Here is a 21,375-nt window from a genome sequence, read left to right on the forward strand (position 1 = left end):
AACCTGATCGGCACCGGGACCGCGTGTGTTTCGGTGCCGATATTGGAAACAAAAGACAGAATAAGGAGGACTTAAAAAGAGATGATTGTTCCAAAATATTTCGAAGATTTCGATCACCTGCATGTGAATACCATGCCGAACCGTGCCTACTACATTCCGGCATCCCGCCGCATGGAGGATCTGGTGGAGAACCGGGAGGCGTCGGACCGCTTTTTCCTGCTTTCCGGCGACTGGAAATTCCGCTATTTTACCAGTGTTTACGATGTAAAAGAGGAGTTTTTCGCAGAAGGATACGACACTTCTGCATTCGAGACGATTCCGGTGCCGTCCGTCTGGCAGAATTATGGCCATGACCACCATCAGTATACGAATGTCCGCTACCCGTTCCCGGTGGATCCGCCGTATGTGCCGTATGAGAACCCGTGCGGTGCGTACGTGAGAACGTTCGAGTGGAAAAAACAGGAGGAAGCACCGAGGGAATTCCTGAATTTTGAGGGCGTGGATTCCTGTTTCTACGTGTGGATGAACGGCAGCTTCGTCGGCTACAGCCAGGTGTCTCATTCTACGAGTGAATTTGATGTAACAGACTTCTTAAAAGATGGCACCAACATCATCGCCGTACTGGTGCTGAAATGGTGCGATGGAAGCTATCTCGAGGATCAGGACAAATTCCGCATGAGCGGCATTTTCCGCGATGTTTATCTGCTTGCAAGACCAGAAAAAGGCATCCGCGATTACTTTGTAAAGGCAGCGCCGGACGCATCGTACCAGAATGGAGAAGTTTCGATTGCGATTACCTGGAATGACGGGGAACCGCAGGAAGGAACGGCAAAGCTGTTTGATGCAGAAAATCATCTTGTGGCAGAGGCAGCGTTTGGCGGCGATACGGTTCAGATGCATGTAAAAGATGCACATCTGTGGAATGCCGAGGAGCCGTATCTGTATACGCTGGTGCTGGAGACGGCGGGTGAGGTGATCACTGATCATGTCGGCATCCGTGAGATCCACGCGAAGGACGGTGTGCTGTACCTGAACGGCGTGAAGATCAAATTCCACGGAACAAACCGCCACGACAGCGATCCGGTGACGGGATTTGCAATCAGCCTTGCACAGATCAAAAAAGATCTGAAGGTAATGAAAGAGCACAACATCAATGCGATCCGGACCAGCCATTACCCGAATGCGCCGTACTGTTATCAGCTTTATGACCGTCTCGGTTTTTATGTCATCGATGAGGCGGACAATGAGAGCCACGGCACAGAGGCAATTTATGCGGATTACACGGGCTGGGAAGAGTATGCGAAGAACTGGAATAAACTAATTGCGAACAATCCGGTATTTACCGAGGCAACCGTAGACCGCACACAGCGTTGCGTGGAGCGCGATAAAAACCGCCCGAGCGTTGTCATCTGGTCGATGGGAAATGAGTGCGCATACGGCTGTACCTTCGAGGCGGCCTTAAAGTGGACGAAGGAATTTGATCCGACGCGTCTGACGCACTATGAGTCGGCACGGTATGTGGATGATCCGAAGAAATACGATTACAGCAACCTCGACCTCTACAGCCGCATGTATCCATCACTCGAGGAGATCAAAAAAGAGCTGGTGGAGTACGGGGATAAGCCGTATATCATGTGCGAATACTGCCATGCGATGGGCAACGGCCCGGGAGATCTTGAAGACTACTTTGAACTGATCCACAGCGAGGAGAAGATGTGCGGCGGCTTTATCTGGGAGTGGTGCGACCACGCGATTGATATGGGAAAAACGATCGAGGGAAAGAAGATGTACGCGTACGGCGGCGACCACAACGAGTATCCGCACGACGGCAACTTCTGCATGGACGGACTTGTTTATCCGGACCGCACACCGCATACGGGACTGATGGAATTTAAAAACGTGTATCGTCCGGTGCGCGTGACGGGATATGATGCCGAAAAGGGTACACTGACCATCAAAAACTATATGAATTTTGTGAATCTGAAAGATTACGCTGTGCTCGGCTATGAGGTGCTTGTGGACGGCGAAGTGACGGAGAGCGGCAAGATTACAGATGAAGCACTGCTGGAGCTTGCGGCAGGCTGTGAGAAGACGATTCCGCTTGCCATTTCCGTGCCGGAGCAGGGAAAATGTGCGCTGAAGGTTACCTGGTATCAGAAACAGGCCACTGAGGTGCTGCCGGAGCAGTTCGAACTGGGATTTGAAGAAGTTCCGGTGAAAACGAAAGACAATCAGAACCAGAAGGCAAAAGAGATGATGAAGCGCCCGGAGGGAACGGCTTCGTTTGGATGGAAAGAGGACGATCATTATCTGACGGTATCGACGGAACAGTTCAGCTATACCTATAATAAGTTCACCGGCCTGTTCGAGGGAATGTGCTATGCCAACCAGAATCTGCTCGACCGCCCGATGGAGCTGAACATCTGGCGTGCGCCGACAGACAATGACCGCAATATCAAGAATACCTGGATGCGTGCGCAGTATGACCGTACCGTGACGCGGGCGTATGAGACAACGGCAAAAGAAGAAAACGGCTGCGTGGAGATCGAGACAAGCTATTCGATTTCGTCTCCGGCTCTGCAGCGGATCCTTGCAGGTGTGATCAAATGGACAATTTACAGCGACGGAACGACCGATGTCCATGTAGAAGCAAAGAAAGACCCGGTATTCCCGGTTCTGCCGCGTTTTGGCCTGCGCCTGTTCCTGCCGGAATCGTTTGCAAAACTGACCTACTGCGGCCTCGGCCCGGTGGAGAGCTACGTGGATAAGCACCAGGCAAGCTATCACGGCGTTTTCCACAGCACACCGGCAGAACAGCAGGAGGACTACATCCGCCCGCAGGAGAACGGCAGCCACTACGACTGCGATTATGCAAGTCTTGCCAGTGATCGTGCGGTATTGACGGCAGTGGGTGAGAAAACCTTCTCATTCCAGGCATCTATTTACACGCAGGAGGAGCTGACCGCGAAAGCCCACAACTATGAGCTTCGGCCGTGCGGAAGCACTGTTTTCTGCATCGACTACCGCCAGGCCGGGATCGGATCGGCAAGCTGCGGACCGATGCTGCTGGAAAAATATCAGCTGAAAGAAACCGAAATCAGCTTCGATGTGCGGCTGAAACCGGAACTGCTGTAAAGCGTAGAATTTGAAAAATAAGAAAAGCGCTGTGCCCTCTCTCTGAAAGGTGAGGGAACGGCGCCTTTTTATATGATGTACAAAAAAAGTCTTGATAAACCTATTGAATTGCTATGAATATAGGATTATAATGGACGAAATTATAATTCAAATCTAATCCAGGTGATTCTGGAAAGAGAAAAGGGAAGGAGAAAATCAAGCATGAGTGAAATTACAAGAGATGAGGCATTTACGTTATTAAAAAAATACAACAAAGATCCCTTCCATATTCAGCATGCGCTTACCGTAGAGGCCGTGATGAAATGGTATGCAAGAGAGCTTGGCTATGGGGCAGAAGAGGAGCACTGGGGTATTGTCGGACTGCTGCATGACATTGATTTTGAGCTGTATCCGGCAGAGCACTGCCTGAAAGCACCGGAGCTTCTGCGGGAAGGCGGCGTGTCGGAAGATATCATTCATGGTGTCGTTTCCCATGGCTGCGGCATTACCATTGAGTGTGGCGTCACACTGGATGTGGAGCCGGTGCATGAGATGGAAAAAGTTCTGTTTGCAGCAGATGAGCTGACGGGACTGATCTGGGCAGCTGCGCTGATGCGGCCTTCGAAGAGCACAAAAGACATGGAACTGAAATCCTTAAAGAAGAAATATAAGAGCAAAGGCTTTGCAACAGGATGTTCGAGAGAGGTCATTGAGAGGGGCGCCGATCAGCTTGGCTGGCCGCTGGAAAAATTACTGACTATGACCCTGCAGGCAATGGCCGACAGCGAGGATGAGATCAACCGGGAAGTGGAAGCGGAACAGAACGCATAAAAACAGTCTGAGTTTCGGTGTAAAAACGGGAACTCAGGCTGTTTTTTTGCATGGCGCATCTTTTCCCAGGCATTACCATTTCTTTTTTTGTTAGATCGCAAGAAGAAAATACGGAATCCGCACAGGGCAGGAAGAGGCGTTTTTTCAGCATTGGAGGAAGTGACGGACAGGGAATTTTGTGATATAGTAAAACAAAATCTGAGTGAAAAGGTGAAATACAAAATGATCAGTGAAAAAATTTTTGAATTAATTCTTCGAAACGGGGTGACCCAGAAAGAATTCTCTGAAGAAACCGGAATTTCACAGAGCACCATCAGCGACTGGAAAAGAAAGGGGACGAATCCGTCGGCGGATAAGATACTGAAAATCTGCGAAGTGCTGAAGGTTACGCCGTATGAGCTTTTAGGAGAAAATGAGATCGAACGGAAAGCAGTGGATCTCGAAATGTGCGCGGCAAACACAGAGGAGAAAATGATTCTGGAAGGCTTTCGTAATTTGCCCGACAGAAAAAAGGAACGAATTCTGGGATATCTGGCGGCATTGCAGGAGGAATAAAAGGATGCAGAAACCATCTGTGCATATCCTGGCCTCTCAGATGAGGAAAATATTTCAAAAATCTGAGATTTTCTATCGCGAATCTCTCTTAGGAGTGATAAAATAAACCATAATACGTTCGGCAGAAAGAGGGAATCGAGTATGAAATATGCCTACAAAAACGGAAAAATTTTAAACGGAACGAAAGAGATGCAGGTCCAGACCGTTCTTACAATCCTGACGGAGGGAGAAAACATCACGGCGATTGTCCCGGAAGAATCGACCATCCGCAGGTAAAACGTAATCCGGTCGTGACGGCGGAGCTGGATAAATTTCTGGTGGATTAAAAACAGGATGGAGAAGACAAACAAGATGGAAGAAACGAAAGAAACACAGGAAAGCTTACAGCGAAAAAGAGAACAGGCCTTGCAGCGGCTCCGCAGGGAGCGGACAGAAGAAGCCCTGTGGGACTGTGTTACTGCGTATCAGGATTTTGAGTTCCATACGTATTCCGGTCTGCCGTATTCCTACCATATGAAATACGGCAGAAGCGGCACCTATACAAAAGAGCTCTGGATCAACCGCAGAGAAAAAAGCAAAAGTCTTGTCTGGAGCTCCGTCCGGAGTGCATATCAGAAAGTGCTGGAATTACAGCAGGAGAGCGAAAGACCGGTTGTCGAGCGCCCGAAAGCGCTGGGCGATATCCGTGGAATCACGTATATTTACGGCATCTTTTACGAGTTTGCCCTGCTGGAAATGCCGGAAAAAGCAAAAGAAAAAATTGCTCTGCAGACAGCAGGACAAAAATCGCCGGAAAAATAAATTTTTCGCCCATGCAGGTCTTGACAACCACGCATTGGGTGATATAATCTAAAACTATCGGGAGCCAAAAAGCACCGAACACAAAAAACAAAGCGTAGAAGAGACGAGTAAATCACAGTGAATGTGACAGAGAGAAACCCCGTTTTGTGGTGCAAGGGTTTTAACAGGAACGTGATCGAAGACCAGCTCTGAGCGGCCCCAATCCGGCCCGGTGATTCCGTTATCGTCAAATGAAGTGGTTTGAAAAAACAAAATGGGTGGAACCGCGGTGAATGAAAATACATCGTCCCTTTTGACAGCATAAGCGTGTCAGAAGGGACTTTTTTGTTGCTGTAAAAAGTATAAAAATTCTGAAACACGTTTGCGAAAAATATACAAAGAAAGAGGTAAAGCAAATGATCATCACACTGAAAGATGGAAGTACCAAAGAGTACTCCGAACCGAAATCCATCATTGAGATCGCAACAGACATCAGCGAAGGCCTTGCAAGAATGGCCTGTGCAGGTGAAGTAAACGGTGAAGTAGAAGATCTTCGTACCGTCATCGACAAGGACTGCAATCTTTCCATTCTGACCTTTAACGATGAAGGCGGAAAAGCAGCATTCCGTCACACCACATCCCATATCATGGCACAGGCAATCAAGAGACTGTACCCGGAGACCAAGCTTGCAATCGGACCGTCCATCGCAGACGGATTCTACTACGATGTAGACAGAGATACTCCACTCACCAGCGAAGACCTTGAAAAAATCGAAGCAGAAATGAAGAAAATTGTAAAAGAGGATCTGAAACTGGAGCGTTTTGAGCTGCCGAGAGCAGAAGCCATCGCCTTCATGAAAGAAAAAGAAGAGCCATATAAAGTAGAACTGATCGAAGATCTGCCGGAAGACGCAGTCATCAGCTTCTATCGCCAGGGTGAATTCACGGACCTGTGCGCAGGCCCTCATCTGATGAGCACAAAGCCGGTCAAAGCCTTCAAACTGACCAGCCTTGCAGGTGCATACTGGAGAGGCAGCGAGAAAAACAAGATGCTGCAGAGAATCTACGGAACTGCATTCACAAAGAAAGCAGAGCTCGAAGAGTACCTCCACATGATCGAGGAAGCAAAGAAACGTGACCACAGAAAACTCGGAAAAGAGCTCGGCCTGTTTATGATGAGTGAGGACGGCCCGGGATTCCCGTTCTTCCTTCCAAAAGGAATGGATCTGAAAAATGCACTGATGGATTACTGGCGTGAAATCCACAGAAAAGCAGGATACGTAGAAATCTCCACACCGATCATCCTGAACCGTCGCCTGTGGGAGACCTCCGGTCATTGGGATCACTACAAAGAAAACATGTATACCACCGTCATCGACGATGAAGATTATGCAATCAAACCGATGAACTGCCCGGGCGGCGTTCTCGTTTACAAATCCGAGCCTCGTTCCTACCGTGATCTGCCGCTGCGTCTGGCAGAGGTTGGCCTGGTACATCGTCATGAGAAATCCGGCCAGCTGCACGGCCTGATGCGTGTACGCTGCTTCAACCAGGACGATGCCCATATCTTCATGACACCGGAGCAGATCAAAGATGAAATCAAAGGCGTTGCAAACCTGATTGACCAGGTTTACAAACTGTTCGGATTCAAATATCACGTAGAGCTGTCCACCCGTCCGGAAAACAGCATGGGAAGCGATGAGGACTGGGAGGTAGCAACCGAAGGTCTCCGTGGCGCACTCGATGATCTTGGCCTTGACTATGTAGTCAACGAAGGCGACGGCGCATTCTATGGCCCGAAGATCGACTTCCATCTGGAAGACTCCATCGGAAGAACGTGGCAGTGCGGTACCATCCAGCTTGACTTCCAGCTGCCGCAGAGATTCGAACTGGAATACACAGGAGCAGACGGCGAGAAACATCGTCCGATTATGATCCACCGTGTTGTTTACGGTTCTGTTGAGCGTTTCATCGGTATCCTGATCGAGCATTTTGCAGGTGCATTCCCAACCTGGCTTGCACCGGTACAGGTAAAGGTTCTGCCAATCTCCGACAAATACGCAGATTACGGCAAGAAGGTTCTGGACGCCCTTCACGAGGCAGGCATCCGCGCAGAGATGGATACCCGTTCCGAGAAGATCGGATATAAGATCCGTGAGGCACAGGGACAGAAGATTCCATACATGCTGATCGCCGGAGCAAAAGAGGAAGAGGCAGGTCTTGTATCTGTCAGAAGCCGTTTTGCAGGTGATGAAGGCCAGAGAAGCCTGGAGCAGTTTATCGCAGATATCAAAGAAGAAATCGCAGGCCGCGTTAACCGCCCGGTTACTGTTGAAACAAAAGAAAATAAATAAGGTAGGTGTCAAAAAAATTGACACCTATGATACCAGATTGCTCCGTACTTCGTACTCCCGCAATCTTCAAAACATTCGTACTCCGCTCATTTTTCTTCGAAAAATGGCTACTTACTCATGTTTTGGCGTGTCCAAAATTTAAAAATCCTCGTGCAAGCTTTGCTTGCGTCGGATTTCCAAACTTTGGACACTGGTATTATCAAATAAATAAAGCATAAAAAATTACCTCTTGGAAATAATGGTTTCTATGCGGGCGAAACCGCAGAAAACTAAATTTCAGGAGGTAATTTATTATGCCAGCATTAAGTTGTTCCGCTATGACCTGTGTTTACAACCAGAACGAGCTCTGTTCCAAAGGAGATATCCGCGTAGGCGGAAGCGGAGCCAAAAGCTCCATGGAAACGTGCTGCGAGAGCTTCAAGGAGCGCGGTGAGGGCACGATGTCCAACTCCACCGGCTGCGGCTGTACGAAAATCGGTGTCGACTGCAAGGCGCAGAACTGTACCTTTAACGACAACTGTAAATGCGAAGCCGGAGATATCCATATCGCCGGAGACAGCGCATGCAGCTGCCAGGAAACCGAGTGCAGCTCCTTCCGCTGTGGCTGCGGGAAATAAATACGAAAAAATGCGAAAATCAGTATTGACAACAGGATGGGAGAGTGCTATACTGCAATAGTCTGAGAAAAAGAAAGTAGAGTATCCACTCTCACCCTAGCGCAAACACGCGACTACGGTCCAATATTGATCTTAAGTTCTCTTTGTGTAGAGATTTATGTACAATGTTAAGTGGATAGTCTGTCTATCCACTTTTCTTGCGTTATCAGTCAAATCCGGTCCGGTGAGCCGAGTTTGATTTCGTTACACCGCAAAAGCGGGAACACAGTCTTTTATAATGATGGAGGTGCACTACAATTAGCGAATTAATGATTAATGAGCAGATCAGAGACAGAGAAATTCGTCTGATCGGTCAGAACGGAGAACAGCTTGGAATTATGTCTGCCAGAGATGCGTACCTGAAAGCACAGGAAGCAGGTCTGGATCTTGTGAAAATTGCTCCGACAGCGAAACCGCCGGTTTGCAAAATTATCGACTACGGAAAGTACAGATATGAACTGGCCCGCAAGGAAAAAGAAGCAAAGAAAAAACAGAAAACAATTGAAATCAAGGAAGTTCGCCTTTCTCCAAACATTGACACCAATGATCTTAATACCAAAGTAGGTGCAGCCCGCAAGTTCATTACAAAGGGCGACAAAGTAAAAGTAACACTTCGTTTCCGCGGCCGTGAGATGGCACATATGAACAGCAGCAAATACATCCTCGATGAATTTGCAGAGAGTCTGTCCGATATTGCAACGGTTGACAAAGCGCCGAAGGTGGAAGGCAGAAGCATGACCATGTTTTTGACGGCTAAACGTTAAAATACATTTGAATCAATATCAAGGAGGAAATTAAAATGCCAAAGGTAAAAACAAGCAGAGCAGCTGCAAAGCGTTTTAAAACAACAGGAACAGGAAAATTAGTAAGAAATAAAGCTTACAAGAGCCATATCTTAACCAAGAAATCTCAGAAGAGAAAAAGAAACCTGAGAAAACAGACTACTGTTGATGCAACAAACGTAAAGAACATGAAGAAAATCTTACCTTACATGTAATTTTTGCAAGGTAGAGTTACGCCCAACAGATCAAGGAGGAAAATAAGAAATGGCAAGAATTAAAGGCGGCATGAACGCTAAGAAAAAACATAACAGAGTATTAAAACTGGCTAAAGGTTACAGAGGAGCCAGAAGCAAACAGTATAGAGTAGCAAAACAGTCCGTAATGCGCGCACTGACCAGCTCCTACGCAGGAAGAAAACAGAAAAAACGTCAGTTCCGTCAGCTGTGGATCGCTCGTATCAACGCAGCAGCAAGAATGAACGGTCTGTCCTACAGCAAATTTATGTATGGTCTGAAACTGGCAGGCGTTGAGCTGAACCGTAAAGTTCTGGCTGACATGGCAGTTAACGATGCAGAAGGATTTGCAACACTGGCTGAGCTTGCAAAAAGCAAAGTAGCATAAGTAAAAACATATTCTGTGTGAATATACGAAGAAGCTGTGAGAACCGGTAAGGGGATCGCAGCTTCTTTTGAAATATAGAAAAACATGAGGTGAATATGAAAAAAAGCAAAGTGGCAGTGGTTGCCTGTCCCGACTATGAGCCGGCGCACGTAAAGGAAAGCCTGCAAAAGGGATTGGAAGCAATTGGCGGCCTGGAATCTCTGATCGGAAAAGAAGAGAATATCTTATTAAAACCAAACCTCGTCCGCTCCGCAAAACGCGAACGCGCCGTCGTGACCGACCCGGAAGTCATGGATGCCCTGATCACGATTTTGCAGGAAAATGGCTATGAGAATATTTCCTGCGGCGATTCCTGCGGCCTTGGCACCCCGGAGGGCATTGCAAAGGAAGCCGGGCTGAAAGAGGTGCTGGAAAAACACAACGTTCCGCTGAAGGATTTCCTTACGAGCGAGCGCGTAGAAACCGCCGATGGCAAATTTCTGATGATTGCGAAAGATGCACTCGACTGCGACGCCCTCATCAGCGTCAGCAAAATGAAAACCCACGCGCTGGAACGCATCACCGGAGCTGTCAAGAACCAGTACGGCTGCATCAGCGGCGTCTACAAAAAACTCGGCCACACGCAGTATCCGAACGCTGAGAGCTTCGCACACATGCTGATCGAGCTGAACCAGAAAGTCGCCCCGCGCCTCTATATCTGCGACGGCATCGTAGCAATGGAAGGCAATGGTCCGACTTCCGGCGACCCGGTTTCGATGGGAGTTCTTCTTATGTCCACCGATCCGATCGCACTGGATACCGTGTTCTGCCATCTGGTGAACCTCGATCCGTCGTATGTGCCGACAAATCTCTACGGGGAAACGCTCGGCCTTGGAACGTGGCACGACGACCGCATCGAAATCGTGACAGCGGATGGCACCATATCCGAGAAAGAACTGAAAAGAAAGTACGGAAATCCAAACTTCAACGTCGACCGCCGCAAAGCCCGCAAAAAAGGAGCCCTCGACCTGCTCGAGATCCTCGGGGTCTTCCAGAGCCGCCCCTATATCATAGAAGAAAAATGTAAAAAATGCGGCGTCTGCGTCGAGAGCTGCCCGGTGGAAGGGAAAGCCGTCCGCTTTGATAACGGCCGCAGAAATCCGCCGGTCTACGATTATAAAAAGTGCATCCGCTGTTTCTGCTGTCAGGAAATGTGCCCGCATCAGGCAATCCAGGTAAAGAAACACCGTCTGCCGTGGGAAAAATAAGGGAGCTATCCTACAAAGTGACTGGAAAAGCAAAAAGAGAAGTGTTATACTTGAAACCGGACAAAATTTAGTACAGGAGGAACAACACCATGGAATTAGAAACTTTAAGAAGTGATATGATAGCAGCAATGAAAGCCAAAGACAAAGCGAGAAAAGAGGCCATCTCTTCCCTGATCTCCGCAGCAAAGAAAGTAGCCATCGACGAGGGCTGCCGCGATGACATCAAACCGGAGCTGGTAGACCGCGTCATCTTAAAAGAGCTGAAGACCGTAAAAGAGCAGATCGATACCTGCCCGGCATCCCGTGAGGACTTAAAAGCAGAGTATCAGTTCCGCTATGACGTCATCAGCGAGTATGCACCGAAACAGATGAGTGCAGACGAAGTCAAAGCCTACATCAAGGAGAAATTCGCAGACGTTCTGGCAACCAAGAGCAAAGGTGCCATCATGAAGGCCGTTATGGCAGATATGAAAGGTAAAGCAGACGGAAAAGTCATCAACCAGACCGTTGCAGAACTGTGCAAATGAATATCATCAACATCGAACACATCAGCAAACTGTTCGGCGATAAACTGATTTTTGACGATGCTTCCTTCGGCCTGCAGGAGGGCGACAAGGTCGGCATCGTCGGAATCAACGGAACCGGAAAATCCACGCTGCTGCGCATAGTAGCAGGAGATGAGACCCCGGATTCCGGCCAGATTATCCGCCAGAACAACCTCAAAATGGCCTATCTTCCGCAGACACCGGAATTTCCAAAGGATGCCACCGTGCTGTCCTACGCCCTTTCCGGCGATGAGGAGGACTGGCAGGTGCAGAGCAACCTTGTACAGCTCGGTATCACCGAATACGACGCAAAAATCGACACCCTCTCGGGCGGCCAGCGCCGCAAGGTTGCCCTGGCAAAAGTGCTTGCGTCCGATTTTGACGTCCTGATCCTCGACGAGCCGACAAACCATCTCGACAATGCGATGCTCTCCTGGCTCGAGGATTACCTGAAAAATTACCGCGGAACCGTCTTTATGGTCACCCATGACCGTTATTTCCTGGATAAAGTGTCGAACCGCATCCTCGAAATCAGCCACGGAAAAATGTACAGCTACGATTCCAACTATTCCCGTTTTCTGGAACTGAAAGCTGAGCGCGAGGAGATGGAACTCGCCTCTGAACGGAAACGCCAGAGCATCCTGCGCATGGAACTCGAATGGGCGAAACGCGGCTGCCGCGCAAGAAGCACAAAACAGCGCGCAAGACTCGAACGTCTCGAAGTACTCAAAAATGGCACGGCACCGACCGCAGACGCTGTCGTGGAGATGGATGCTGTCGAGACCCGCATGGGAAAGAAAACGATTGAATTCCATAACGTCAGCAAAGCCTTCGGCGATAAAACGCTGATGAAAGATTTCGAATACATCTTCCTGCGGAACCAGAGTGTCGGCATCATTGGCCCGAACGGCTGCGGAAAATCCACAATGCTGCGGATGATCACCGGAGAAGTCCTGCCGGATGCGGGAACCATCGAAATCGGCGACACGATCCGCATCGGCTATCTGGCACAGGAAGAGCCGGACATGGATACGAATCAGCGCGTGATCGACTACGTGAAAGATATCGCTGAGTATGTCCAGACCCGTGACGGCCGCATCAGCGCATCGCAGATGCTCGAACGCTTCCTGTTCACACCGGATATGCAGTACACCCCGATTTCCAAACTCTCCGGAGGCGAAAAACGGAGACTGTATCTCTTATCCGTCTTAGTGAGCGGCGCCAATGTTCTGATCCTCGACGAGCCGTCCAACAACGTTGATATCCCGACCCTGACCGTGCTTGAGGATTTCCTGAACACGTTCGTCGGCATCGTCATCACCGTTTCCCACGACCGCTATTTCCTGGATAACGTCGTGGACCGCATCTTCGAATTCGACGGAAACGGAAATCTTCTGCAGTACGAGGGCGGCTACACCGATTACCTCGAAGCAAAAGAACGCCGTTTCGGCGGAAGTGCGGAAGAAACGGCAAAAGCAGCGCCGTCCAAAACGTCCGCGGACGAACCTGCAAAGTCAAAGAACAATGACTGGAAGCAGAACCGTCCGACCCGCCTGAAATTTACGTTCAAAGAACAGCGCGAGTACGAGACCATCGATGACGATATCGCTGTACTCGAGGAAAAGATTGCATCGCTTGACGATCAGATGCTCAAAAACGCCACCAACTCTGCAAAGCTCGCCGAACTGATGGCGGAAAAAGAGAAGACCGAAGCTGCTCTGGAAGAAAAAACCGAGAGATGGATTTATCTCACCGACCTCGCAGAACAGATTGAGGCGCAGAATCAGAAATAAAAGAAGCAAAGGAACTGTCCGCAGAAGAGAAAAAAATATGCGGGCCGTTCCTCCTTTTTTTATCGAGAAATTCGACGCGGAATTACCAGAAGTTGTAAAAAACTTGTATTTTTCCCTGAACACCCACAGAAAATCTGGACAGAATGCCCAATCGGTGTTATAATTCAGACACTGGACATAGTGGCATTGCCATGCCCTTATCCGGGTTTTTCGAAGCGCGGAGGCAACCGAAACCCGGCAGAACACCAACCTGAGAAAAGCCAAAGTAATTTTTGGTCATCATTTTTTAAGGAGGATAAAATCAAATGGCTAGAAAGATGAAAACCATGGATGGTAACCAGGCTGCAGCACATGCGTCTTATGCGTATACCGACGTAGCAGCTATTTACCCAATTACCCCTTCATCCGTTATGGCGGAGCATACCGATGAGTGGGCAACCCAGGGAAGAAAGAACATTTTCGGACAGGAAGTTCAGGTAACTGAGATGCAGTCTGAGGCAGGAGCAGCAGGTGCAGTACACGGATCACTGGCAGCCGGAGCTCTTACCACAACCTACACCGCATCCCAGGGACTTCTTCTTATGATCCCGAACCTTTATAAAATTGCCGGCGAGCAGCTCCCGGGCGTATTCAACGTATCCGCTCGTGCCCTTGCAAGCCACGCACTTTCCATCTTCGGAGATCATTCAGACGTTTACGCCTGTCGTCAGACCGGAGTCGCAATGCTCTGCGAATCCAGCGTACAGGAGGTTATGGACTTGACACCGGTTGCACACTGTGCAGCACTGAAAGGCAAAGTTCCATTTATCAACTTCTTCGACGGATTCCGTACATCCCACGAGATCCAGAAAATCGAGACATGGGATTACGAAGATCTGAAAGACATGGTAGATATGGATGCAGTAGATGCATTCCGTAAACATGCCCTGAACCCGAACCATCCGTGCCAGAGAGGATCCGCACAGAACCCGGATATCTTCTTCCAGGCAAGAGAAGCATGTAACCCGTACTACGATGCTCTTCCGGCAATCGTACAGGAGTACATGGACAAAGTAAACGAGAAAATCGGAACCGATTACAAACTGTTCAACTACTATGGAGCAGCAGACGCTGAGCATGTAATCATCGCTATGGGTTCTGTCTGCGATACCATCGAGGAAACCATCGATTACCTCGTAGCAGCAGGCAAGAAAGTCGGCGTTGTAAAGGTACGTCTGTACCGTCCGTTCTCCGCAGAAGCACTCATCAATGCAATTCCGGAGACTGTAAAACAGATTTCCGTTCTGGACAGAACAAAAGAGCCGGGATCTCTTGGCGAGCCTCTGTACCTGGACGTAGTAGCAGCATTAAAAGGCAGCAGATTCGAGAGCACACCGGTATTCACAGGCCGTTACGGACTTGGTTCCAAGGACACCACACCGGCTCAGATCGTTGCTGTATATGAAAATACAGAAAAACAGAGATTTACCATTGGTATCGTAGACGATGTTACCAATCTGTCTCTGCCGGTTGGCGCTCCTCTGGTAACAACTCCGGAAGGAACCATCAACTGCAAATTCTGGGGACTTGGCGCAGACGGTACCGTAGGTGCGAACAAGAACTCCATCAAGATCATCGGTGACAACACAGACATGTACGCACAGGCTTACTTCGACTATGACTCCAAAAAGTCCGGCGGTGTAACCATGTCTCACCTGCGTTTCGGAAAGAAACCGATCAAATCTACATACCTGATCCACAAAGCAAACTTTGTTGCATGCCACAATCCTTCCTATGTGAACAAATATCACATGGTAGAAGAGCTGGTAGACGGAGGAACCTTCCTTCTGAACTGCCCATGGGATGAAGCAGGCCTGGAAGAGCATCTGCCGGGACAGGTAAAAGCATTCATCGCAAACCACAACATTAAATTCTATGTGATCGACGGCGTTAAGATCGGTATCGAGACCGGCATGGGACCGACCCGTATCAACACCATTCTTCAGTCTGCATTCTTCAAGCTTGCGAAGATCATTCCGGAAGAAAAAGCCATCGAACTCATGAAAGCAGCAGCAAAAGCTACCTATGGCCGTAAAGGTGATGATGTCGTAGCAAAGAACTGGGCAGCAATCGATGAGGGTGCAAAACAGATCAAAGAAGTTGCAGTTCCGGAAAGCTGGAAAAATGCAGCAGACGAAGGTCTGACCACAACCCACGCAGAGAGCGGCCGCGCTGACGCTGTTAAATTCGTAAATACCATCCAGGCAAAAGTAACTTCCCAGGAAGGAAACAACCTGCCTGTATCCGCATTTGCAGACTACGTAGACGGAACAACTCCGTCCGGCACATCCGCATACGAGAAACGTGGTATCGCCGTAAACGTACCTGTATGGAATCCGGAAAACTGTATCCAGTGTAACAGATGTTCCTTCGTCTGCCCGCACGCTGTTATCCGTCCGGTTGCCATGAACGCAGAAGAAGCAGCAGCAGCTCCGGAAGGCATCCAGACCATGCCGATGACCGGTATGCCGGACTACACCTTCACAATGGCTATTTCCCAGCTTGACTGTACCGGATGTGGTTCCTGTGCAAACGTATGCCCGGGCAAGAAGGGTGTGAAAGCACTGGCTATGGAAAGCCTTGCAGCACACGAAGCAGAGCAGAAATACTTCGATTATGCAGCAGCTCTTCCAGAGAAGACAGACGTTGTAGCAAAATTCAAAGAGAATACCGTAAAGGGCAGCCAGTTCAAGAAACCGCTGCTTGAGTTCTCCGGCGCATGCGCAGGCTGCGGCGAGACTCCTTACGCAAAACTGATCACCCAGCTGTTCGGTGACAGAATGTACATCGCAAACGCAACAGGATGCTCCTCTATCTGGGGTAACTCCTCACCGTCCACTCCTTACACTGTAAACGAGAAAGGACAGGGCCCGGCATGGTCCAACTCCCTGTTCGAGGACAACGCAGAGTTCGGTTATGGTATGCTTCTCGCTCAGAAAGCAATCCGCGGCGGCCTGAAAGCCAAAGTTGAGGATGTTATGAACTCCGAGAAAGCTCCGGAAGAAGTAAAAGCAGCATGCAAAGAGTATCTGGATACCTTTGACTGCGGCGCTACCAACGGAACTGCAACCGAGAAACTTGTAGAAGCAATCAAAGACGCTGACTGCGACGTTTGCAGAGACATCGTTAAGAACAAAGACTTCCTCGCTAAGAAATCCCAGTGGATCTTCGGTGGCGACGGATGGGCTTACGATATCGGATTCGGCGGCGTAGACCACGTACTTGCCAGCGGAAAAGATATCAACGTAATGGTGTTCGATACCGAGGTTTACTCCAACACAGGCGGACAGTCCTCCAAAGCTACTCCGACTGGTGCAGTAGCACAGTTCGCAGCAGGTGGTAAAGAGACCAAGAAGAAAGATATGGCAAGCATCGCAATGAGCTATGGCTATGTATACGTAGCACAGATCGCTATGGGCGCTGATTACAATCAGGCAGTCAAAGCAATCGCAGAGGCTGAGGCATATCCGGGACCATCCCTCATTATCGCTTACGCTCCATGTATCAACCATGGTATCAAGAAAGGTATGAGCAAAGCACAGACCGAGGAGCAGCTCGCTGTTCAGACCGGATACTGGCATTGCTTCCGCTTCAACCCGGCACTCGCTGCAGAAGGCAAGAGCGCATTCACGCTGGATTCCAAGGCTCCGTCAGGAGATTATCAGGAATTCCTGAACGGCGAGGTACGTTACAACTCTTTGAAACGTGCAAACCCGGCGAAAGCAGAAAGACTGTTCGGCAAGAACGAGCAGGAAGCAAAAGACCGTTACACTTACCTGAACAAACTCGTAAAACTGTACGGCGCAGAAGAAGAGTAATTCTTTTTCCTTAAAAAGAATTTGAAAAAGGAGAGAAGTCATACTTGAGAGAGTATGGCTTCTTTCTTTTTGGGAGAAAAAATGAATTAGCGACATTTGGCAATAGTTTTGTATCGTTTGTCAACATTTTTATCCCGGAAAATGTTGACAAACGATACATTTTTGCGCAAGAAGGCTTTGAGATATGGTATAATGTGCGTATCACGATATAATGAGCGTTAGCGAGAGGAATTTTATTATGTTGAAAATATATCTTGGAGAAATGAAAGGTGCAATCTATCATCCGCCAACCTATTTTGATAATTGTTATGAAGATGAATGGCTGACCACGCCACTGGCAAAAGAAATGATCCGCGATGTGGATCGCTCGGAGGTAATCAGTGCGCATCTGATTGACAGCCCGGTGCTTGGTCCGATTCCACCGAAAGATTTATCCGGAGGAATCAAAACGTTGCTGCTGATGGCATACGATACAGACGGAAAGATCTTTAATGCCTCCGTATGTGGAGATAATTGTGCAAAATGGATTTTAAAATTAGGAGAGCAAAAGGATCTGACGATTAATCTGCGTCATGTGATGCGGTTTGGCAAAGATCCTTTTGAAATCCTGATTTTAAATACAGGGACTATTGTGCGGAATATGTCCGAATTTGTAGATGTTGCCGAGGCTTATGTATAGGTGGATGTATGAAGGGAAAGAAAAGAGTTATTATTCAAAATAACAGAGTTCATTATGAATTTGTGATAAAGCGTAATATTACAATCATCCAGGGGGATAGTGCATCAGGAAAAACAACACTGGTAAATATGATCCGGCAGGCAGAAAATTTAGGGGAGTCCAGCGGAATCAACGTTTCCTGTGAAGTACCGTGCAGAGTGCTGGAAGGTGTTAATTGGAAAATTATTTTGGAAAACAGCCGGGAAAGCATCTTTTTCATAGACGAGGAGAATTATTTTATAAAAACAGAAGAATTTGCTTCTGCCATACGGGGTTCAGAAAATTATTTTGTATTGATTACGAGAGAAAACTTATATAATTTGCCGTATAGTGTAGAAGAGATTTATGGATTGCATGTTTCCGGAAAATACAGAGATACCAGAAAAATATATCAGAAAATGTATCAGATCTATCCCAAAACAGCACGGCTTCCTGTTAGAGTACAAAAAATAATTACGGAAGATTCCAATTCTGGGTATCAATTTTTTGAAAATGTATGTGCAGAAAGGAATATTACATGTGAAAGCGCTGGTGGAAAAACAAAAATACCGGAAATGATCGGCAAGGCAGGAACAGAAGAAACCTGTATTATTGCGGACGGTGCTGCAATTGGAGCAGAAATGAATCTTCTCAGCAATAAAATAGAGGAAAAACAGAACGTACATTTATATTTACCGGAGTCTTTTGAATGGCTGATTTTAAATTCAGATCTTTTACAGGACAAAGAGGTTCGTAAAATTCTGGAAAATCCAGAAGATTATATCGACAGCACAGAGTTTTTTAGCTGGGAACAATATTTTACAAAATTGCTGATTCAGAAAACAGAAGGAACATATTTGCAGTATAAAAAAGCAAAATTAAATCCATCTTATTTGCAGGATAAAAATAAAAACAAAATACTGGAGAGTATACAAGGGATTCAGTGGAAAATAAAATCCTTAAAATAGCAAAAATAATGAAAGAATAGAGAGAAGAACATGAACTATACAATTTATGACTATCTCGGCCTGTTTTTCTTTTACGCCTTCCTTGGATGGCTTCTGGAAACTTCTGTGGCCGCGATCCGGAAAAAACATATGGTAAACAGAGGATTCTTAAATGGTCCGCTCTGCGCCATCTATGGAATCACAGCTGTCTTTATGACACGTTATCTGTATGAACTGCAGTCAAGCCCCGTCTTTTTGTTCCTTGGCTGTATGATTATCGCTACCGCAGTCGAGTGGCTGGCCGGTCACGCACTGGAACGCATTGGCCATGGCAAATGGTGGGACTATTCCAATAAAAAATGGAACATGGACGGCTATATCTGCCTTCAGTATTCTGTACTATGGGGAATTTTAGGACTGCTTGCCATGAAAATCGGCAATCGCCTCTGCTTTACAGTTCTTCATTCAATTCCGGCCGGTTTTCTGCATATCACATCCTGGATTCTCTTTGGTATATTGATAGTAGATGCCGTCGGTTCCTATGCTGTTCTGCACCACATCACGAAAAAAATGCCGCGGATCAGCGCTATGAACGATCAGATCGACGCCTTCACCAGACGCCTTTCTGTCCGTGTTTACCGCTATCTGGAGCGTCGTGTGGAACGTGCCTATCCGGCCGTACAGCCAGTTTCGGAGAAAAAAGAGAAAACAGAAACCGGCGTATTTGCCGAAGGATGCAGCTTTTACAAAATCGTTCTTCTCTTCATCATCGGCGCATTTTTGGGCGATATTACAGAAACCATATTCTGTCGCATCACCGCCGGTGTCTGGATGAGCCGCAGCAGCCTTGTATGGGGCCCGTTCAGCATCGTCTGGGGCCTGGCCATCGCCCTCGCTACCTGGTTCCTCTACAACTACCGCGACCGCTCCGATGGATTCCTGTTTGCCTTTGGTACCTTCCTCGGCGGAGCCTACGAATACATCTGCAGTGTGTTCACCGAAATCGTATTCGGAAAAGTCTTCTGGGACTACAGCGACATTCCCTTCAACCTCGGAGGCCGTATCAACCTCCTGTACTGTTTCTTCTGGGGAATAGCCGCCGTCGTCTGGCTCAAAAAATTCTATCCTGTCATTTCGCGCTGGATTGAAAAAATCCCGATGAAATTCGGAAAAATCATCACTTGGATCCTGATTGTGTTCATGGTGGCCAACATGCTCGTATCTACCCTTGCTCTCGCCCGATACGACGAACGCGCCCACCAAAAGCCCGCTGCTAATGCCATCGAGCAGACCATAGATGCCCATTTCCCGGACGCCCGAATGGAAAAAATCTACCCCAATGCCAAAGCGATTAACTAGAATGTGTTAAAAAACAATTCCGTAGTCTGCACGCCCCAATTACAGACTACGAAAAGCCCTCTCCCTCCGTCATGCAAAGTCAGGCCCCGTTTCGACAGCTTTGGTCTGCGCGGTCCGTTACCCCCAAAGAAAACCTTTGGCAACCCACCAAAAGTATGATATAATGTCACATAGATATTTTGGGGATACCATATCCTCTAAGAGCGAAGAAAGGACTCAACCACAAATGACAGTAGACAACAGCTTCACAATGAAGAAATTTCAGAGCATGGAAATCATCTATGTCACATTTTCCCAGATCACGAAACTCCCATACGTAGAGTGCGATCCGGAAACCTTTGACGATCAGGTATATATGTTTACCGAAGAAGAAGCAGCTAAAGAATTTGCAAAATCCTATGTAGAGAAGAATACCCCGCTGCTTACCGTAAAAGTACTGCGCAAGCAGATGCCGAACTTCTATATGGGCCTCTACGCAGAAGGTGTCAACATGGTCATCTTCCACGAAGGCGATCAGACCCGCCGCATCGAGCTGGAGCAGATCTTCCCGAAACCGGACATGGAAAAAATGAACAAACAGCATCTTCCAGTCCTCAACCCTGGCGTACAGCTCACTGTAGTTTATTTCCTGCAGGAGCTCCGCAAACCAAATCAGAGAAGAGACGATGCCGAGCGCATGCAGCACCTGCGTGAACTCGAAGAAGAAATGCTTGTCAACCTGATGCGAAGCAAATTCATCCTTGCCATCGACATCTCCCAGGTACAGGGCGAATTCGATCCGGCCAACCCGGGACCAGACGTGCGCATCCCGTACATCAAAAACCAGAACGAAGACATCTTTCAGCCGCTGTTTTCCGATATTGGTGAATTCCAGAAATTCCGTCCGGATCCGCAGGCAAAACTCCGTCTGGCAGCCATCCCGTTCCAGCACCTTCTGCCGTACCTGATGAAACAGGCCAAAGGCTTCGTCATCAACCCGTCCGGCTTCAACCTTCTGTTGACCAGAGAACAGCTCCAGAGAATCATGGGAGCCCAGGCGCAGAGTGTCCGCCCGAATCTCGAGGCGATGATGGCACAGGCTGCCGCAGCTCAGGCGCAGAGAAATGCGCAGAACAATGCTGCAAATGACGAAGTAAAAGATCATGTGGATGAGGCGGAAACTACCGACGCAGAAACAGACCACGAAGAATAAAAACCGACAGGGCCGCAGAAAATCCCAGTAAACGGGCACTGCGGT

At 48.2% G+C, this 21,375-nt stretch carries 18 protein-coding genes; all 18 read left to right on the top strand.

What is annotated here, in order from left to right:
* Nucleotides 1–81 precede the first annotated feature (81 nt).
* The 18 genes from DXB83_RS15645 (at nt 82) to DXB83_RS15725 (ending at nt 21,330) form a co-directional block, all read left to right on the top strand.
* On the top strand, nt 82–3,135 hold the full coding sequence (locus tag DXB83_RS15645) for a glycoside hydrolase family 2 TIM barrel-domain containing protein (protein WP_118697845.1): 3,054 nt from the start codon (nt 82–84) through the stop codon (nt 3,133–3,135).
* Nucleotides 3,136–3,336: 201 nt separating this feature from the next.
* Nucleotides 3,337–3,945, top strand: a complete 609-nt coding sequence (locus tag DXB83_RS15650; RefSeq protein WP_118697846.1) for a hydrolase — start codon at nt 3,337–3,339, stop codon at nt 3,943–3,945.
* A gap of 222 nt (nt 3,946–4,167) precedes the next feature.
* On the top strand, nt 4,168–4,500 hold the full coding sequence (locus tag DXB83_RS15655; RefSeq protein ID WP_070103703.1) for a helix-turn-helix domain-containing protein: 333 nt from the start codon (nt 4,168–4,170) through the stop codon (nt 4,498–4,500).
* A 141-nt stretch (nt 4,501–4,641) separates the two neighbouring features.
* Nucleotides 4,642–4,776 (top strand): hypothetical protein, encoded by a 135-nt coding sequence (locus tag DXB83_RS17055; protein WP_270422471.1) that lies wholly within the window; start codon nt 4,642–4,644, stop codon nt 4,774–4,776.
* Between the two features lie 75 nt (nt 4,777–4,851).
* A complete protein-coding gene (locus tag DXB83_RS15660) occupies nt 4,852–5,301 on the top strand; it encodes a hypothetical protein (protein WP_243108944.1) in 450 nt (149 codons plus the stop codon).
* Between the two features lie 395 nt (nt 5,302–5,696).
* Entirely contained in the window at nt 5,697–7,634 is a 1,938-nt protein-coding gene (thrS, locus tag DXB83_RS15665) for a threonine--tRNA ligase (protein ID WP_118697847.1), read from the top strand.
* A 293-nt stretch (nt 7,635–7,927) separates the two neighbouring features.
* On the top strand, nt 7,928–8,251 hold the full coding sequence (locus DXB83_RS15670) for a DUF1540 domain-containing protein (RefSeq protein WP_055221693.1): 324 nt from the start codon (nt 7,928–7,930) through the stop codon (nt 8,249–8,251).
* A 308-nt stretch (nt 8,252–8,559) separates the two neighbouring features.
* A complete protein-coding gene (gene infC, locus DXB83_RS15675; RefSeq protein ID WP_022461743.1) occupies nt 8,560–9,054 on the top strand; it encodes a translation initiation factor IF-3 in 495 nt (164 codons plus the stop codon).
* Nucleotides 9,055–9,089: 35 nt separating this feature from the next.
* Nucleotides 9,090–9,287 (top strand): 50S ribosomal protein L35, encoded by a 198-nt coding sequence (rpmI, locus tag DXB83_RS15680; protein WP_022461742.1) that lies wholly within the window; start codon nt 9,090–9,092, stop codon nt 9,285–9,287.
* A 49-nt stretch (nt 9,288–9,336) separates the two neighbouring features.
* Entirely contained in the window at nt 9,337–9,693 is a 357-nt protein-coding gene (gene rplT, locus DXB83_RS15685) for a 50S ribosomal protein L20 (RefSeq protein WP_022461741.1), read from the top strand.
* A gap of 95 nt (nt 9,694–9,788) precedes the next feature.
* Entirely contained in the window at nt 9,789–10,940 is a 1,152-nt protein-coding gene (locus DXB83_RS15690; protein WP_022461740.1) for a DUF362 domain-containing protein, read from the top strand.
* 89 nt (nt 10,941–11,029) lie between these two features.
* Nucleotides 11,030–11,467 (top strand): GatB/YqeY domain-containing protein, encoded by a 438-nt coding sequence (locus DXB83_RS15695; protein ID WP_022461739.1) that lies wholly within the window; start codon nt 11,030–11,032, stop codon nt 11,465–11,467.
* Nucleotides 11,464–13,278: an ABC-F family ATP-binding cassette domain-containing protein gene (locus DXB83_RS15700; RefSeq protein ID WP_118697848.1), complete on the top strand. Its 1,815-nt coding sequence runs from the start codon at nt 11,464–11,466 to the stop codon at nt 13,276–13,278. The genes DXB83_RS15695 and DXB83_RS15700 overlap by 4 nt, the downstream gene beginning before the upstream one ends.
* A gap of 305 nt (nt 13,279–13,583) precedes the next feature.
* A complete protein-coding gene (gene nifJ, locus DXB83_RS15705) occupies nt 13,584–17,135 on the top strand; it encodes a pyruvate:ferredoxin (flavodoxin) oxidoreductase (protein WP_118697849.1) in 3,552 nt (1,183 codons plus the stop codon).
* Between the two features lie 238 nt (nt 17,136–17,373).
* Entirely contained in the window at nt 17,374–17,814 is a 441-nt protein-coding gene (locus tag DXB83_RS15710) for a DUF4869 domain-containing protein (RefSeq protein WP_055227895.1), read from the top strand.
* 8 nt (nt 17,815–17,822) lie between these two features.
* Nucleotides 17,823–18,800 (top strand): hypothetical protein, encoded by a 978-nt coding sequence (locus tag DXB83_RS15715; protein ID WP_055227896.1) that lies wholly within the window; start codon nt 17,823–17,825, stop codon nt 18,798–18,800.
* 30 nt (nt 18,801–18,830) lie between these two features.
* Complete coding sequence (locus tag DXB83_RS15720; RefSeq protein WP_117802023.1) at nt 18,831–20,138, top strand: putative ABC transporter permease; 1,308 nt, start codon at nt 18,831–18,833, stop codon at nt 20,136–20,138.
* 226 nt (nt 20,139–20,364) lie between these two features.
* Nucleotides 20,365–21,330 (top strand): SseB family protein, encoded by a 966-nt coding sequence (locus tag DXB83_RS15725; RefSeq protein ID WP_158568345.1) that lies wholly within the window; start codon nt 20,365–20,367, stop codon nt 21,328–21,330.
* Nucleotides 21,331–21,375 lie beyond the last annotated feature (45 nt).

Source organism: Blautia sp. OM06-15AC (assembly GCF_003481425.1).
Classification (GTDB): Bacteria; Bacillota; Clostridia; order Lachnospirales; family Lachnospiraceae; genus Fusicatenibacter; species Fusicatenibacter saccharivorans.

What these genes read in the sequence shown, in the direction of transcription:
- DXB83_RS15645 (WP_118697845.1), top strand. Translation starts at nt 82, where the DNA reads ATGATTGTTCCAAAATATTTCGAAGATTTCGATCACCTGCATGTGAAT.
- DXB83_RS15650 (WP_118697846.1), top strand. Translation starts at nt 3,337, where the DNA reads ATGAGTGAAATTACAAGAGATGAGGCATTTACGTTATTAAAAAAATAC.
- infC (WP_022461743.1), top strand. Translation starts at nt 8,560, where the DNA reads ATGATTAATGAGCAGATCAGAGACAGAGAAATTCGTCTGATCGGTCAG.
- DXB83_RS15700 (WP_118697848.1), top strand. Translation starts at nt 11,464, where the DNA reads ATGAATATCATCAACATCGAACACATCAGCAAACTGTTCGGCGATAAA.
- DXB83_RS15690 (WP_022461740.1), top strand. Translation starts at nt 9,789, where the DNA reads ATGAAAAAAAGCAAAGTGGCAGTGGTTGCCTGTCCCGACTATGAGCCG.
- thrS (WP_118697847.1), top strand. Translation starts at nt 5,697, where the DNA reads ATGATCATCACACTGAAAGATGGAAGTACCAAAGAGTACTCCGAACCG.
- DXB83_RS15670 (WP_055221693.1), top strand. Translation starts at nt 7,928, where the DNA reads ATGCCAGCATTAAGTTGTTCCGCTATGACCTGTGTTTACAACCAGAAC.
- nifJ (WP_118697849.1), top strand. Translation starts at nt 13,584, where the DNA reads ATGGCTAGAAAGATGAAAACCATGGATGGTAACCAGGCTGCAGCACAT.
- DXB83_RS17055 (WP_270422471.1), top strand. Translation starts at nt 4,642, where the DNA reads ATGAAATATGCCTACAAAAACGGAAAAATTTTAAACGGAACGAAAGAG.
- DXB83_RS15720 (WP_117802023.1), top strand. Translation starts at nt 18,831, where the DNA reads ATGAACTATACAATTTATGACTATCTCGGCCTGTTTTTCTTTTACGCC.
- DXB83_RS15725 (WP_158568345.1), top strand. Translation starts at nt 20,365, where the DNA reads ATGACAGTAGACAACAGCTTCACAATGAAGAAATTTCAGAGCATGGAA.
- DXB83_RS15695 (WP_022461739.1), top strand. Translation starts at nt 11,030, where the DNA reads ATGGAATTAGAAACTTTAAGAAGTGATATGATAGCAGCAATGAAAGCC.
- DXB83_RS15655 (WP_070103703.1), top strand. Translation starts at nt 4,168, where the DNA reads ATGATCAGTGAAAAAATTTTTGAATTAATTCTTCGAAACGGGGTGACC.
- DXB83_RS15660 (WP_243108944.1), top strand. Translation starts at nt 4,852, where the DNA reads ATGGAAGAAACGAAAGAAACACAGGAAAGCTTACAGCGAAAAAGAGAA.
- rplT (WP_022461741.1), top strand. Translation starts at nt 9,337, where the DNA reads ATGGCAAGAATTAAAGGCGGCATGAACGCTAAGAAAAAACATAACAGA.
- DXB83_RS15710 (WP_055227895.1), top strand. Translation starts at nt 17,374, where the DNA reads ATGTTGAAAATATATCTTGGAGAAATGAAAGGTGCAATCTATCATCCG.
- rpmI (WP_022461742.1), top strand. Translation starts at nt 9,090, where the DNA reads ATGCCAAAGGTAAAAACAAGCAGAGCAGCTGCAAAGCGTTTTAAAACA.
- DXB83_RS15715 (WP_055227896.1), top strand. Translation starts at nt 17,823, where the DNA reads ATGAAGGGAAAGAAAAGAGTTATTATTCAAAATAACAGAGTTCATTAT.